Raw genomic sequence first — 12822 nt, 5'->3', positions numbered from 1 at the left:
TCGCTCTTTGATGCGCAAGCGCCTCACATTAACAGAAATCCATCTAGCTTGATTTCAATCAATTCCCCGCGAGGGTGAATGTGGTTTCTGGCCCGTGTTCTTTCGAAAGAGAATCCACATGAGCCAGCCCTCCATCTCCAAGTCCATGACGTCAGGTGAAAGCGGCCTGGCGGCGCTGTTCGCGGTCACCGCCTTCCTCTGCGTGATCGCCTCGGCCAAGGCGCTCGATGCGCCCTTCGCCTTCCACGCCGCGATCGGCGCGGCCGCGAGCCTGGCCGCGGTGTTCGTCATCGTCAACCGCTACTTCGATCGTCCCGCGGCGCTGCCGCCGGCGGAGATCAACGGCCGGCCCAACTACAACATGGGACCGATCAAGTTCTCCTCCGTGATGGCGATGTTCTGGGGCATCGCCGGCTTCCTCGTCGGCCTCATCATCGCCTCGCAGCTGGCCTGGCCCGCACTGAACTTCGACCTGCCATGGACCAGCTTCGGCCGGCTGCGGCCGCTGCACACCTCCGCGGTGATCTTCGCCTTCGGCGGCAACGTGCTGATCGCGACGTCCTTCTATGTCGTGCAGAAGTCCTGCCGCGTACGCCTTGCCGGCGATCTCGCGCCCTGGTTCGTCGTGGTCGGCTACAACTTCTTCATCCTGATCGCGGGCACCGGCTATCTGCTCGGCGTCACCCAATCCAAGGAATATGCCGAGCCGGAATGGTATGCCGACCTGTGGCTGACCATCGTCTGGGTCGCCTATCTGCTGGTCTTCCTCGCCACGATCATCAAGCGCAAGGAGCCGCACATCTTCGTCGCGAACTGGTTCTATCTCGCCTTCATCGTGACGATCGCGGTCCTGCATCTCGGCAACAACCCGGCGCTCCCGGTTTCGGTGTTCGGCTCGAAATCCTACGTCGCCTGGGGCGGAATTCAGGACGCCATGTTCCAGTGGTGGTACGGCCACAACGCGGTCGGATTCTTCCTGACCGCCGGCTTCCTCGCCATCATGTACTACTTCATTCCGAAGCGCGCGGAGCGGCCGATCTATTCCTACCGGCTGTCGATCATCCATTTCTGGGCGCTGATCTTCCTCTACATCTGGGCAGGTCCGCACCATCTGCACTACACCGCGCTGCCGGACTGGACGCAGACGCTCGGCATGACCTTCTCGATCATGCTGTGGATGCCCTCCTGGGGCGGCATGATCAACGGCCTGATGACGCTGTCCGGTGCCTGGGACAAGCTGCGCACCGATCCCGTGCTGCGCATGCTCGTGGTCTCCGTCGCGTTCTACGGCATGTCGACCTTCGAAGGCCCGATGATGTCGATCAAGGTGGTCAACTCGCTCAGCCACTACACCGACTGGACCATCGGCCACGTGCATTCCGGCGCGCTCGGCTGGGTCGGCTTCGTCTCCTTCGGCGCGCTCTACTGCCTCGTGCCCTGGATCTGGAATCGCAAGGGTCTCTACAGCCTCAAGCTCGTCAACTGGCACTTCTGGATCGCCACGCTCGGCATCGTTCTCTACATCTCCGCGATGTGGGTGTCCGGCATCCTCCAGGGCCTGATGTGGCGCGCCTACACCTCGCTCGGCTTCCTCGAATATTCCTTCATCGAGACCGTCGAGGCGATGCATCCCTTCTACATCATCCGCGCCGCCGGCGGCGGGCTGTTCCTGATCGGCGCGCTGATCATGGCCTACAATCTCTGGATGACCGTTCGCGTCGGCGAGGCGGAAGTCCAGATGCCCGTCGCGCTTCAGCCGGCGGAATGAGGAGTTCTCCATGTCGTTCTGGACACGCCACCAAATCTTCGAAAAGAACTCGATCATCCTGGTCGTGGGCATCCTGCTGGTGATCGCGATCGGCGGTCTCGTCGAGATCACCCCGCTGTTCTACCTCAAGAGCACGATCGAGGCGGTCGACGGCGTCAGGCCGTATACGCCGCTGGAGCTCGCCGGGCGCAACATCTACGTCCGCGAAGGCTGCTATCTCTGCCACTCGCAGATGATCCGCCCCTTGCGCGACGAGGTCGAGCGCTACGGCCACTTCTCGCTCGCCGCCGAGAGCATGTACGACCACCCGTTCCAGTGGGGCTCGAAGCGGACCGGTCCCGACCTTGCCCGCGTCGGCGCCAAATATTCCGACGACTGGCACGTGACCCATCTGACCAATCCGCGCGCGATCGTGCCGCAATCGGTGATGCCTGGCTACCCGTTCCTGGGCAAGACCGAGGTCGATCCCGACACCATCGCCGACCACATGCGCACGCTGCGGACCGTCGGTGTACCTTACACCGACGACCAGATCGCGAGCGCAGGCGCCGATCTGAAGGCCCAGGCCGATCCGGACAATTCCGGCAGCGACGCCTTCAGCAAGCGTTATGCCAAGGCCGTCGTGCGCAATTTCGACGGCAAGGCCGGCACCCCGACCGAGATGGACGCGCTGATCGCCTATCTGCAGATGCTCGGCACGCTGGTCGACTTCAAGATCTACAACGAGAAAGCCAATCTTCGCTGAGAAGGCATCACCGATGAAAGCCATCCTGACACTCGACAATCTCGCGTCCGGTCTCGTGACCACGATCTGGACGCCGGTGTTCGTCGCGATCTTTCTCGCGATCGTCGCCTACGCACTTTGGCCTCGCAACAAGGCTGCTTTCGACGAAGCGGCGCGCCTGCCGTTGCGGGAGGAGTAAGAGATCATGACCGATCATCATAGCGACATCGATTCCGTCACCGGCAAGTCCACCACCGGACATGAGTGGGACGGCATCAAGGAGCTCAACACGCCGCTGCCGCGCTGGTGGGTGATCACCTTCTACCTCACCATCGTCTGGGCGATCGCCTACTGGGTCGTCTATCCGGCCTGGCCCCTGATCTCCAGCAATACCACGGGCATGTTCGGATACTCGTCCCGGGCCGACGTCGCGGTCGAGCTCGCCAATCTCGACAAGATCCGGGGTGACAAGATGGTGGCGCTGGGCGCGGCCTCGCTCGCCGACATCGAGAAGGATCCGGCCTTGCTGGCGCTTGCGCGCGCCAAGGGCAAGACCGTGTTCGGCGACAATTGCGCGCCGTGCCACGGCTCGGGCGGCGCCGGCGCGAAGGGCTTCCCGAACCTCAACGACGACGACTGGCTGTGGGGCGGCACGCTCGACCAGATCATGCAGACCATCCAGTTCGGCGCGCGTTCCGGCCACGCCAAGGCGCATGAGGGCCAGATGCTCGCCTTCGGCAAGGATGGCGTGCTGAAGGGCGACGAGATCGTCACCGCCGCCAATTACGTGCGCTCGCTGTCGGGCCTGTCGACCCGCAACGGCTTCGACCCCGCCAAGGGGCAGAAAATCTTTGCGGAGAATTGCGTCGCCTGCCACGGCGACGGCGGCAAGGGCAACCAGGAGATGGGCGCACCCGATCTGACCGACAAGATCTGGCTGTACGGCTCGGACGAGGCGACCCTGATCGAGACGATCAGCCAGGGCCGCGCCGGCGTCATGCCGGCCTGGGAAGGGCGGCTCGATCCCGCCACCATCAAGGCGATGGCAGTTTACGTCCACTCGCTGGGCGGTGGAAAATAGCCTGCCGGCGGCAGGCGGGGGCGAACAAAAGCGCCCCCGCTTGAGCTGGATCAACTGACGCGCGCGCGCCGGGTCTAGGTTCAATCGCACCTTTTCGAAAAGCACCAGGCGATGAACAAGACCGTGAATCCGAACGACCTCACATTGGAAGACGACAACGGGCCGCTCTACGCAGCCCGGAAGAAGGTCTATCCCCAGAGTATCTCCGGCACCTTCCGCCGGATCAAATGGGGCCTGATGGCGTTCTGCCTCGGCGTCTACTACTTCCTGCCCTTCGTGCGCTGGAATCGCGGCCTCGGTGCTCCCAGCCAGGCGGTGCTGATAGACCTTCCCAACAGCCGCTTCTATTTCTTCTTCATCGAGCTGTGGCCGCAGGAGGTCTACTACTTCACCGGGCTGCTGATCGTCGCTGCGGTGGCGCTGTTCCTGATGAACTCGGTCGGCGGCCGCATCTGGTGCGGCTATCTCTGCCCGCAGACGGTGTGGACCGATTTGTTCTATGCCGTCGAGCGCCTGATCGAGGGCGACCGGCGCGAGCGGATGAAGAAGGACAAGTCGTCCGACCCGATGAGGCTCGAGCGCATCTCCGAGATCGTGCTCAAGCATTCGATCTGGCTGCTGATCGCGTGGTGGACCGGCGGCGCCTGGGTGCTCTATTTCAACGATGCGCCGACGCTGGTGAAGGAGCTCGTCACCTTCCAGGCGCCGATGATCGCCTATATCTGGATCGGCATCCTCACCGCGACGACCTACGTGCTCGCCGGCTTCATGCGCGAGCAGGTCTGCACCTACATGTGCCCGTGGCCGCGCATCCAGGCGGCCCTGACCGACGAATGGGCGCTGAACGTCACCTATCGCTACGACCGCGGCGAGAAGCGCACCTCGGTCAAGAAGGCGGCCGAACTGCGCGCGCTCGGTCAGCAGGTCGGCGACTGCGTCGACTGCTATCAATGCGTCGCGGTCTGCCCGACCGGCATCGACATCCGCAACGGGCCACAACTCGAATGCATCCAGTGCGGGCTCTGCATCGACGCCTGCGACAACGTCATGACCAAGATCGGCCGGCCGAAGCGGCTGATCGGCTACGACAACGACATCAACATCCAGCGCCGCCAGGACGGCAAGGCGCCGGTCTACAAGATCGTGCGCGCTCGAACCGTTGTCTACAGCGCGATCATCGCAGCCATCGGCGGTTTCATGATCTACACGCTCGCGACCCGCAGCCTGCTCGACGTCAACGTGTTGCACGACCGCAACCCGGTCGCGGTCAGGCTCAGCGACGGCTCGATCCGCAACGCCTACACGGTGCGTCTCCTCAACAAGAGCGGCTATGACCGCGTCGTTGCGATCGACGCGAACGGTCCGGCCAACTTGACGATTCACGTCGTCGGCGTCGATTCCGTAACGCCGGACCGGCCGATGATCGTGATCCCCCGCGATTCCACCAGCGAGCTGCGACTGCTGGTGACCGCGCCTGCAGAGGGCAATCCGGAGAAGTCGATTCCGGTCCGTTTCCACGTCACCGACATCGGGCTCGGCGAAGCCGCGTCCGCCACCGACAATTTCGTCTCGCCCTAGGATCAGGAGACTACCATGGCCTCCAAGCCGCTGACCGGAACCAAGGTGTTCCTGATGCTGGTCGCCTTCTTCGGAGTAGTGATCGGCGTCAACGTCACCATGATGAAGCTGGCGATCGCGACGCTGCCCGGCACCGACGTCGACAGCCCCTATGCCGCGAGCCTCGCCTACGACAGCGAGATTTCGGCGGCGCATGACCAGGATTCACGCAAATGGAAGGTCAACGCCCATATCGAGCGCCGTAACGATGGCGGCGCCGTTCTACAGGTCGAGGCGCGCGATGCCGCCGGCCAGCCGATCGCCGGGCTGAAATTCGGCGGCCGCCTGGAGCGGCCGACCGACAAGCGCGCCGATCTCGCGGTCGAGTTGTCGGAGTCCGGCATCGGCATCTATCGCGGCAATGCCGCGTCGGTTGCGCCGGGCCAGTGGGATCTGGTGATCGAGGGCGAGGCGCGGGGGACCCGCGTGTTCCTGTCGCGCAACCGCGTGATCCTGAACTGAAGGACTCCGTCATGCACGTCACGCGGGATTTCTCGCATTACGTCCGGACTGCGGGCGAAGGCGTCCAGCACATCGACCTCGCGGTCGAGGGCGTGCACTGCGCCGGCTGCATGGCCAAGATCGAACGCGGGCTGTCAGCCATCCCCGATGTCACCCTGGCGCGTGTGAACCTCACCAATCGCCGCGTCGCGCTGGAATGGAAGGCGGGCACGCTCGATCCCGCCCGCTTTATCGATCGGCTCGAAGAGCTCGGCTACAAGGCCTACCCCTACGAGACCGAGAGCGCGGAAGCGACGGAGGTCGCCGAATCCCGCTTCCTGCTGCGCTGCCTCGGTGTCGCCGCGTTCGCCACCATGAACGTGATGATGCTGTCGATCCCGGTGTGGTCGGGCAGCGCCGGCGACATGCTGCCCGAGCAGCGCGATTTCTTCCACTGGCTGTCGGCGCTGATCGCGCTGCCGGCGGCGGCCTATGCCGGACAGCCGTTCTTCCGCTCGGCCTGGCGCGCGCTGTCGCACAAGACCACCAACATGGACGTGCCGATCTCGATCGGGGTGTGCCTTGCGCTCGGCATGTCCGTGGTGGAGACCATTCACCACGCCGAACACGCTTATTTCGACGCGGCGATCATGCTGCTCACGTTCCTGCTGGTGGGCCGCGTCCTTGACCAGAACATGCGGCGGCGGACCCGCGCCGTCGCCGGCAATCTCGCGGCACTCAAGGCCGAAACCGCGGCCAAGTTCGTCGGCCCCGATGAAATATCGCAGGTGCCGGTGGCGGCGATCCATCCCGGCGACATCGTGCTGCTGCGGCCCGGCGAGCGCTGCGCGGTCGACGGCACCGTGATCGAGGGACGCTCCGAAATCGACCAGAGCCTGATCACCGGCGAGACGCTCTATGTCACGGCCGGGCAGGGCACGCCGGTCTATGCGGGCTCCATGAACATCTCCGGCACACTGCGGGTGCGCGTTTCGGCGGCCTCCGAAGCGACGCTGCTGGCCGAGATCACCCGACTGCTCGACAACGCGCTGCAGGCGCGCTCGCGCTACATGCGTCTCGCCGACCGCGCCTCGCGGCTCTACGCGCCCGTGGTGCACGCCACCGCGCTCATCACCATCCTCGGCTGGGTCATCGCGGGCGCCGGCTGGCACGATGCGATCGTTACCGGCGTGGCCGTGCTGATCATCACCTGTCCCTGTGCGCTCGGCCTTGCGATCCCGACCGTGCAGACGGTCGCCTCGGGCGCAATGTTCAAGGCGGGCGTGCTGCTCAATTCCGGCGATGCCATCGAGCGCCTCGCCGAAGCCGACCACGTCATCTTCGACAAGACGGGCACGCTGACGCTGCCGGAGCTCGAGGTCACGAATGCGGCCGACATTCCCGCCGCCATCTTCGATCTCGCCGGCCGCCTCGCGCTGTCGAGCCATCATCCGGTCGCCGCCGCGGTCGCGCAGGCCGCCGACGCGAAATCGCCGATCGTCGGCGCTGTCGAAGAGGCCGGGCAGGGCGTGCGCGCGACTGTGGACGGCGTCGAGATCCGTCTCGGCCGGCCTTCCTTCTGCGGCGCGGAGGCGTTGATCGGCCGCGCCACGCTCGATCCCGAAGCCTCCATCGTGGCCTTCAGCAAGGGGGCTGAAAAATTCGTGCTTTCGGTGCGTCAAGGTCTGCGCCCGGATGCGCATGCCGTGATCGCGGCGTTGAAGATGCGCAATCTCGGCATCGAGATTCTCTCCGGTGACCGTGAGCCCGCGGTGACGGCGGCGGCCCACGCGCTCGGCATTCCGGAATGGCGCGCCGGCGTCACGCCGGCCGACAAGATCGCGCGGATCGAGGAACTGAAGCAGCGAGGCGCAAAGGTGCTGATGGTCGGTGACGGCATGAATGACGCTCCGTCGCTTGCGGCGGCGCACGTCTCGATGTCGCCGATTTCGGCCGCGCATTTGAGCCAGGCGACCGCCGATCTCGTCTTCCTCGGCCGGCCGCTGGCGCCGGTCGTCGCCGCCATCGATTCCGCGCGCAGAGCGCGGCACCTGATGCGGCAAAATCTCTGGCTTGCGATCGGCTACAACGTCCTCGCGGTGCCGGTCGCGATCAGCGGAATCGTGACGCCCCTGATCGCGGCAGCCGCCATGAGCGGATCGTCGATCCTGGTCATGCTGAATTCGCTGCGGGCGCGCAGCGCCTCTCGGGAGGTCGTGTGATGGAGATTCTGGTCATCCTGGTCCCGCTGGCGCTGATGCTCGGTGGCGCCGGTCTCGTCGCCTTCCTCTGGTCGCTCCGGAGCGGCCAGTACGACGATCTCGACGGCGCCGCCTGGCGCGCCATCGCCGACGACGAGCCGCCGCAGGAAGCTCCGGCCAAGCGTTAGCGCTTCAACGCGAATGTGAGCAGGGCGGCGGCCGCGAGAGCTACGCCGATTCCGGTGACGCACGCATGCCAGCCGAAGGCGTCGAACAGGCGTCCGAGCACGGCCGTGCCGACAAGCCCGCCACAGAAATAGCACGCCAGATAGGTGCCGCTGGCGACGCCTCGATTGTCGGCCGCAGCCTGTCCGACGAACCCGGTGGCGACCGCCTGCGCGAAGAAGGTGCCGATTCCGACCAGGATCATGCCGGCGAGCACTTCGCCCAGATGCGGCGCCAGCAGCAGCGGCAGGCCTAATCCAGCGACGGCCAGCGAGCCCCAGATCGTCGGTCGCGTTCCCAGGCGTGCCGCCACCTTGCCGGCCAGCAACGTCGTGACGACCGACGGCAGGAAGACGAAATAGACGAGGCCGAGGTCCATCATGCCGAGCGACAGCGGCGGGCGGACCAGCACGAAGTTGACGAAAGTGAAGGTGCCGATGAAGGCGAACAGGATGCAGAAGCCGATGCCGAAGGCGGCGCGCAGCCGCGGATTTCGCCAATGCGCGATCATGGCGGGGAGCGGTGATCCCGCCGGCATCATCGTGTGCATCGGTTGAACGTGCTTGATGGTGAAATAGACCAGCACGGCGCCGGCGAGATTGAGGGCTGCAAAGAAATAGAAATTCCAGGCGAGGCCCAGACCGTCGGCGACCGCCGCCGAGATCAGCCGGCCGATCAGGTTGCTCGCGACGTTTCCGGTGATATAGGCGGCAAAAGCGCCGCCGGCGTCCATGGCGCTGCATTGTTCGCCGAGATATGCGAGCGTGAGCGCGAAGGCGGACGCCATGCAAAGGCCCTGCACGACGCGCAGAGCGGTAAAGACGGCAAGATTGGGAGCGGTCGCCAGCAGGCCGGTAGGGATCGCCAGAAACAGGAGGCTGAGCAGGATGCCGGTCCGCCGGTTGATGCGCGGACTGAAGAAGCCGACGACGAGGCTCGCGACGGCCATGCCGAAGGTGCTGGCGTTGACGGCAAAGCCCATCGCTGCCGGCGTGACCCCGTAATGACGGGTCAGCGAGGGCAGGATCGCCTGGGTCGCGAACAGGTCGACGACGGTCAGGAAGGCGGTCAAGCCGATCACGAGCGAGCGAAGCGCGAGCCCCGGCGAATGCGCGTCCATCGGTATCCTGATCGGCTTCATCCGTACGGACAGATCGGTCATGGCGTAGCATCTCCGGTGGGGGATGTGGCGCCCGGCATGCCGGATGGCATGGGGATTTCGGACGCCACATCCTGTAACGAACGCGCTGGGGCCTGAGGCGCTCGTCACATGTTGTGGTCGTGCGGATCCTTGCGGACGTCGCCGACATAGAGAATGACCGTCTCCTTGCCGAGGTTCTTCCACCAGTGCGAGGTGCCGTGGACTTCAGGGCGGAGGTCGCCGGCCTTGTGCACGATCGGATCGATGCAGTTGGAGGCGTGTTCGACGATCTCGCCCTGCTGCACGAAGATCAGGGCAGGGCGGTCGTCATGGCTGTGCCAGGGCACGATGCCGCCGGGCGCGATCGTCAGCTTGCGGAAGCGCAACTCGCGGCCTTCGATATGCGCCGGTTGCTTGCCGAGGTCGATGGCACCGAGCGTGACGTCGGTGACGCCGACGGGCTTGTAGTCGACCATCTGTTGCGCGTTCGGCTTGACCTTGTCGGCCGGACACTCGCCGGCGGACGCCGGTTGCGCCGAAACCATGAGGGCTCCGGCAAGCACGATGCTGGAACAGATCACGCGCGATGCGATGGGATGCTTGAACACGGGGAGGTCTCCTTTGTTGGCCGTGACCCCGCTGGTCGCCGGCGATGGCATCAGCTTCGTCGAAGCAGCCCTTGTGCTGAAATGCCCTCTTGCTCTCGATGCGATAGCCCCGCGCTATCGCGGCGCGATAGGCCGCAGCTATCGAACTGATTGGGTATCGGTATTGCCCCTCGACGAAGATTCGCGCTCGGATGGTGGATGCCCCCTTGCGGGAAGGGGCGAACGCAAAAATAATGCGAACTCCTGCTGCCGGAGCGGAAGATGACCTCACTCTCACCAGCGGATGCCGAACGGCTCAAGCTCGCCTTCCAGCGCTGCCGCGACATGGATGGTACGCTGAACGAACAGCTCCGCGCCTACGCCGATGCCAGCCGCGAGGTCTTTCCGGCCTATGGCGAGGCTGTCGATCGCTTGGTAGCGCGACTGGGCGAGAACGGCGGCGGCGCGACGGCGCCGCTCCCGGGCGATGCGATGCCGCCATTCATGCTGCCGGACGAAAGCGGACATCTCGTCACGCTGCCTGCGCTGCTGGAGAGCGGCCCGGTCGCCGTGATGTTCTTCCGCGGCCATTGGTGTCCTTATTGCCGGCTCAATGTCCGCGCGGTGGTCCAGGCGCTGGATCGCATCGAGGCCATGGGTGCGCGGATCGTCGCAGTCATGCCGGAGACGCAGGAATTCACCGGGCAGCTCAAGGCGGAAGCGGGTGCGCCATTTCCGATCCTGACCGATCTCGACAACGGCTATGCGCTGTCGCTGGATCTCGCGATCTGGCTCGGCACCGAGATCCAGGGCCTGTTGTCCTATCAGGACATGAATAAATTCCACGGCAATGACGGCTGGATGCTGCCGATTCCGGCCGTGTTCGTGGTCGGTCGCGACGGGATCGTGAAAGCCCGCTTCGTCGATCCCGATTTTCGCAAGCGCATGGAGATCGATGATCTCCTCGCGGCGCTGGAGAGCGCGAGTCGGGAGAACTGAGCCTGAAGGTTTGATGGCGCGGCATGTTCTTCCCCCCTCCCACAGGGGGAGGAAGGAAGAAGAGCAGCGATCGTTCTACCAGCTACCCCGCGATCGCCCGCCAGTCCGCACCACGCAGCATCCGCATCACGGCATTGGCCACCGCCGTACGTTGCCGGCCGGCGACGCCGTAGAGACTGACCGTGCGGCGCGCGTCCAGCCCGGTGACTGCGGTGCGTTTCAGGCTCTCCGGCACAGGCGAGGTGCGCGGCATCATGGCGATGCCGATATCGGCTTCCACGAGCTCGATCAGGTCGTGCTCGCTTGAAATCTCGTGGCCCTGATCGACGTCAATGCCGTGCTCTCGCAGGCTCGCGGAGATGCGCCGCGAATGCTCGCAGAAGGTTCGGCTGAGAAATTGTTCCGCGTGCAGATCGTCCAGCTCGATTGTGTCGCGCTCCGCGAGCCGATGCTCCTTGCTCACGACGAGCTCGAAAGCCTCGGTGAACAGCGGCCAGACGTCGAGCCGATCCCAGGATTCATCGATCTCGGCGGCGATGCCGAGCTCGGCTTCACCTTTCTTCAGGAGATCGGCGACCTCGCGGCTCGTTCCGCGCAGGAAGCGCAATTCGAGCCGGTTGAACTGCCGCTTGATCTCGCTGAGATGGGGAATGAGCAGGGCCAGATCGATCGAATGCGCCAGCGCGATGCGCAGTGCGCCGATCTCGCCGCCCTTGAACGAGGAGGCGAGCGAGCGCGCGCCGGCAGCGGCGTCATAGCACTGCTTCAGCAGCGGGTGCATACGCTGGCCGAGTTCGGTCAATTGAGACGCCGGCCGCTCGCGACGGAACAGGTCGCCGCCGAGCTCGGCCTCGAGCTGCTTGATCGCGCGTGTCAGCGACGGTTGCGTCACGTTGCATTCCTCGGCGGCGCGCGTGAAGTTCAACAGCTGCGCCACCGCGAGGAAATAGCGGACCTGGTGCATTTCCATGGATCGGCTCCGAGCAAGACCGGCCGCAAATCTAGCCGATCGGGCCGGGGAAAGACATCCCGCCCGCGATAGCGCGCGCGTATGGTTTCGGAAGCCAGCCGGTATTTCCGTTCGAGCCGGCGGTCCTCCAGAGTTCTGCGGAAGCCCGGACTTGCCATCGCTTTGGGCCATCGTCTTGGGCCATCGTCTTGGGCGATCGCCAACGGAGGATCTTGCCATGAACATCCCGGTGAAACTGCAGACGTCCGACCTCGCACGTGCTCTGGCCGGCAAGGTGGCGCTTGTCACGGGTTCGACCAGCGGCATCGGACTTGGCATCGCCAGAGCGCTGGCCGCAGCCGGTGCCGATATCGTGTTGAACGGCCTCGGTGTCGCGGCCGAGATCGGCCGGACGCGCGAGCAGATCGCCGCCGAATTCGGTGTCAGGGCGAGCTATTCGTCGGCGGACATGACGAGGCCGAGGTCGATTGCCGAGATGATGGCGGCCACGATCGCCGAGTCCGGCCGGCTCGATATCCTGGTCAACAACGCCGGCATTCAGCATATCGCGCCGCTCGACCAATTTCCGGTCGAGAAATGGGACCAGATCCTCGCAATCAACCTGTCATCGGCGTTCCACACCACGCGGCTCGCACTACCCGCGATGCGCGAGAACGGCTTTGGCCGGATCATCAACATCGCCTCGGCGCATGGCCTGGTCGGCTCGCCGTTCAAGGCGGCCTACGTCACGGCCAAGCACGGCATCGTCGGCCTGACGAAGGTCACGGCGCTGGAGACCGCCGAGCAAGGCATCACCTGCAACGCGATCTGTCCCGGCTACGTCTACACGCCGCTGGTCGAGGCGCAGATCGACGGGCAGGCCAGGGCGCACGGCATCTCGCACGATCAGGTCATCCGCGACGTCTTGCTCGCCCAGCAGCCGAACAAGCGTTTTGCCACGGTCGAGGAGCTCGGCGCGCTCTCTGTATTCCTGTCGACCGATGCGGCCGGCTCGATCACGGGAATCGCACTGCCGGTCGACGGCGGCTGGACGGCGCATTAGCATGAGCCGCGGTAGCCTGGGCAGGC

13 protein-coding genes are annotated in these 12822 nt (G+C 64.9%); 10 read left to right on the top strand and 3 right to left on the bottom strand.

What is annotated here, in order from left to right; translation table 11 throughout:
* Positions 1–118: 118 nt before the first annotated feature.
* The 8 genes from ccoN to ccoS all read left to right on the top strand — a co-directional run bounded on the left by ccoN (position 119) and on the right by ccoS (position 8020).
* Positions 119–1768 (top strand): cytochrome-c oxidase, cbb3-type subunit I, encoded by a 1650-nt coding sequence (gene ccoN / locus NR187_RS11245; protein ID WP_211382638.1) that lies wholly within the window; start codon positions 119–121, stop codon positions 1766–1768.
* 10 nt (positions 1769–1778) lie between these two features.
* Positions 1779–2513 carry a cytochrome-c oxidase, cbb3-type subunit II gene (gene ccoO, locus NR187_RS11240; RefSeq protein ID WP_211382639.1) on the top strand — a complete coding sequence of 245 codons (735 nt, stop codon included), beginning with the start codon at positions 1779–1781 and terminating at the stop codon, positions 2511–2513.
* 13 nt (positions 2514–2526) lie between these two features.
* The gene (locus tag NR187_RS11235) at positions 2527–2691 is read left to right on the top strand and encodes a cbb3-type cytochrome c oxidase subunit 3 (RefSeq protein ID WP_211382640.1); all 165 of its coding nucleotides are present in this window, start codon (positions 2527–2529) and stop codon (positions 2689–2691) included.
* A 6-nt stretch (positions 2692–2697) separates the two neighbouring features.
* Entirely contained in the window at positions 2698–3573 is an 876-nt protein-coding gene (gene ccoP, locus NR187_RS11230; protein ID WP_211382641.1) for a cytochrome-c oxidase, cbb3-type subunit III, read from the top strand.
* A 111-nt stretch (positions 3574–3684) separates the two neighbouring features.
* Positions 3685–5151 (top strand): cytochrome c oxidase accessory protein CcoG, encoded by a 1467-nt coding sequence (gene ccoG / locus NR187_RS11225; RefSeq protein ID WP_211382642.1) that lies wholly within the window; start codon positions 3685–3687, stop codon positions 5149–5151.
* A 15-nt stretch (positions 5152–5166) separates the two neighbouring features.
* Positions 5167–5652 (top strand): FixH family protein, encoded by a 486-nt coding sequence (locus tag NR187_RS11220; RefSeq protein WP_211382643.1) that lies wholly within the window; start codon positions 5167–5169, stop codon positions 5650–5652.
* 11 nt (positions 5653–5663) lie between these two features.
* Positions 5664–7853, top strand: a complete 2190-nt coding sequence (locus NR187_RS11215) for a cation-translocating P-type ATPase (RefSeq protein ID WP_211382644.1) — start codon at positions 5664–5666, stop codon at positions 7851–7853.
* A complete protein-coding gene (gene ccoS / locus NR187_RS11210) occupies positions 7853–8020 on the top strand; it encodes a cbb3-type cytochrome oxidase assembly protein CcoS (protein WP_008550618.1) in 168 nt (55 codons plus the stop codon). Before NR187_RS11215 ends, ccoS begins: the two co-directional genes overlap by 1 nt.
* On the opposite strand, the gene NR187_RS11205 is transcribed toward ccoS, so the two are convergent.
* Together NR187_RS11205 and NR187_RS11200 are read right to left on the bottom strand one after the other, a co-directional pair.
* Entirely contained in the window at positions 8017–9219 is a 1203-nt protein-coding gene (locus NR187_RS11205) for an MFS transporter (RefSeq protein ID WP_211382645.1), read from the bottom strand. The genes ccoS and NR187_RS11205 overlap by 4 nt on opposite strands.
* A 104-nt stretch (positions 9220–9323) precedes the next feature.
* Positions 9324–9743 carry a cupin domain-containing protein gene (locus NR187_RS11200; RefSeq protein WP_372703058.1) on the bottom strand — a complete coding sequence of 140 codons (420 nt, stop codon included), beginning with the start codon at positions 9741–9743 and terminating at the stop codon, positions 9324–9326.
* 324 nt (positions 9744–10067) lie between these two features.
* On the opposite strand from NR187_RS11200, the gene NR187_RS11195 reads away from it, so the two are divergent.
* Positions 10068–10784, top strand: coding sequence for a peroxiredoxin-like family protein (locus NR187_RS11195; protein WP_256806471.1), 717 nt, complete (start codon positions 10068–10070; stop codon positions 10782–10784).
* An 82-nt stretch (positions 10785–10866) separates the two neighbouring features.
* On the opposite strand, the gene NR187_RS11190 is transcribed toward NR187_RS11195, so the two are convergent.
* Positions 10867–11754, bottom strand: a complete 888-nt coding sequence (locus NR187_RS11190) for a LysR family transcriptional regulator (RefSeq protein ID WP_256806469.1) — start codon at positions 11752–11754, stop codon at positions 10867–10869.
* Positions 11755–11971: 217 nt separating this feature from the next.
* Between NR187_RS11190 and NR187_RS11185 the strand changes: the two genes are divergently transcribed.
* The gene (locus NR187_RS11185; protein WP_211382649.1) at positions 11972–12796 is read left to right on the top strand and encodes a 3-hydroxybutyrate dehydrogenase; all 825 of its coding nucleotides are present in this window, start codon (positions 11972–11974) and stop codon (positions 12794–12796) included.
* The last annotated feature ends 26 nt before the right edge of the window (positions 12797–12822 follow it).

It is taken from the genome of Bradyrhizobium sp. Bra64 (assembly GCF_024519875.1).
GTDB lineage: Bacteria > Pseudomonadota > Alphaproteobacteria > Rhizobiales > Xanthobacteraceae > Bradyrhizobium > Bradyrhizobium japonicum_G.
Note: the sequence above shows the minus strand (reverse complement) of the source record. Positions and strands in the feature narration are given on the sequence as shown.

Coding starts and splice junctions, on each gene's coding strand:
- NR187_RS11215 (WP_211382644.1), top strand. CDS start 5,664: ATGCACGTCACGCGGGATTTCTCGCATTACGTCCGGACTGCGGGCGAA.
- ccoS (WP_008550618.1), top strand. CDS start 7,853: ATGGAGATTCTGGTCATCCTGGTCCCGCTGGCGCTGATGCTCGGTGGC.
- NR187_RS11200 (WP_372703058.1), bottom strand. CDS start 9,743: ATGGTTTCGGCGCAACCGGCGTCCGCCGGCGAGTGTCCGGCCGACAAG.
- NR187_RS11235 (WP_211382640.1), top strand. CDS start 2,527: ATGAAAGCCATCCTGACACTCGACAATCTCGCGTCCGGTCTCGTGACC.
- ccoN (WP_211382638.1), top strand. CDS start 119: ATGAGCCAGCCCTCCATCTCCAAGTCCATGACGTCAGGTGAAAGCGGC.
- ccoP (WP_211382641.1), top strand. CDS start 2,698: ATGACCGATCATCATAGCGACATCGATTCCGTCACCGGCAAGTCCACC.
- NR187_RS11185 (WP_211382649.1), top strand. CDS start 11,972: ATGAACATCCCGGTGAAACTGCAGACGTCCGACCTCGCACGTGCTCTG.
- NR187_RS11195 (WP_256806471.1), top strand. CDS start 10,068: ATGACCTCACTCTCACCAGCGGATGCCGAACGGCTCAAGCTCGCCTTC.
- NR187_RS11205 (WP_211382645.1), bottom strand. CDS start 9,219: ATGACCGATCTGTCCGTACGGATGAAGCCGATCAGGATACCGATGGAC.
- ccoG (WP_211382642.1), top strand. CDS start 3,685: ATGAACAAGACCGTGAATCCGAACGACCTCACATTGGAAGACGACAAC.
- ccoO (WP_211382639.1), top strand. CDS start 1,779: ATGTCGTTCTGGACACGCCACCAAATCTTCGAAAAGAACTCGATCATC.
- NR187_RS11190 (WP_256806469.1), bottom strand. CDS start 11,754: ATGGAAATGCACCAGGTCCGCTATTTCCTCGCGGTGGCGCAGCTGTTG.
- NR187_RS11220 (WP_211382643.1), top strand. CDS start 5,167: ATGGCCTCCAAGCCGCTGACCGGAACCAAGGTGTTCCTGATGCTGGTC.